Raw genomic sequence first — 1562 nt, forward strand, 5'->3', positions numbered from 1 at the left:
GGTCAAGAATACGCTAGGCGCCCTGCCCGGCACGGTTATTGGGGATGCCGGTTACGGGGGAGAAGAAAACTATGCCACCATTACAGGAGGAGTAGTGCTTTTGTCTACCTCCGTACTAATAATATTCATCATGAACTACCGCTTGATCTTAGAAATTACTAGACTGCTAATCTTATTATTAAAGAGGGAGATAACAATTAATAAACCAGCAAGAAAGAGTTGAGCTTTATACACAATCCAAAATTCCGAAGGAATGTTTTCAATAACATTGCCTGATACCCTTCCTGTTATTTCAAGCTCTTTAAGCATTAAATAGCGTGTCCATAATAATGCTATTAAATAATGGCTGAACGCACTAAATAAAAAGAATAGTCCGTATTTAAACAACGTCATCTTCCTCCTGTTTTTAGTTATAGGATACTCTATACCTCTAGGAAAGGAAAGGATCTTGTTAATATTGTAAATTCTTGCTTTTTTGGAAGATTGAGTGGTATATTGGTAAGAAAACTAAAATAATGAAAAAAGAGGTGTGCTATGTTTAAAAAATTTTCGGTTTTGATTCTTGTTTTATCAATTATGATTCTTCCAGGTCAAGTGCTAGCAAAGGATGTGGATGCATCACAAAAAGGAAAACCTACGAAAATTGAGTATATTACTACAAAAAATAGTGAAATAGTTCCGTTATTATATTTTGAAAGTTCCGAAGATGCTAATCTGTACAGGCAACAAAAAATGGAGAACAGCAAAAGCTTGCAATACTCTCCAATCGACCAAAATACAAATCAAATTGGTGCAATGGCTTCTGAAGGATTCAACTATCTAGGATATGCTGGAGTCTTTGCGTACGATTATCAGTATGTTTATTACAGAAACACTACTACCACTGAAAAAAAATGGACACGTACCATACAAAGAGGCAGTTCTTCTAAAACAAGTATCTCTGTTAATGCTGAATTCCCTAAAGTTTTCAAAGCTCAAGTTGGCGTAGAGTTTGCCAATTCAACAACTTTCACCGATACTTTTGAAGTACTAGTACCTCCGAATAAACAAGGTGAAATTTGGTCATGGAATGATGCCAAGTGGTATAATTGGTCTTATACTTCCTGCGGATGGTTCAGTTGCTCCACGTCAAATTTTAGTGCGACTAGGCCCACAGACAACTTTGGCTATGAGATATACATCTTAGATTTTAGAGACCCTAGTGGTGGTGCATAACTTTTAATTAACTTCCTTAGTGAAAGCCCTGCAAGAAGAGAAGTTTCAACTTTGTGATTACCTCCTGGTTAAGTTAAAACGGATAGGAACTTAGGGTCAAGAAAAGAAAAACGGCTGATTTTCAGCCATTTTTCTACGGGGGTGTCCCATAAGTCATTCAAGATGACATGGGGCACCCCCTGTATTAATTCGGGCCAAACAAAAGCTACTGCGCATTTCGAATATTCTTAAGGGCCGCTGTTGCTCATGGATTCCTTTAACAATTAAGCAAGGATGGAATCCCCAAGAAAAGGCGGACGCTACCGCTTCTCCAGAAACATTCGACCTGCTCCGTTTTGGTTTACCCT

General features: G+C 38.0%; 2 protein-coding genes. Both read left to right on the top strand.

Going from position 1 to position 1562, the window contains the following annotated elements; all coding sequences use genetic code 11:
* On the top strand, window positions 1-223 hold a 223-nt coding region (locus tag L1N82_RS23045), incomplete at its 5' end, for a hypothetical protein (RefSeq protein WP_235289811.1).
* Between the two features lie 311 nt (window positions 224-534).
* Entirely contained in the window at window positions 535-1215 is a 681-nt protein-coding gene (locus L1N82_RS23050; RefSeq protein ID WP_235289812.1) for a hypothetical protein, read from the top strand.
* The last annotated feature ends 347 nt before the right edge of the window (window positions 1216-1562 follow it).

This window comes from Paenibacillus tarimensis (assembly GCF_021532315.1).
Lineage (GTDB): Bacteria > Bacillota > Bacilli > Paenibacillales > Paenibacillaceae > Paenibacillus_I > Paenibacillus_I tarimensis.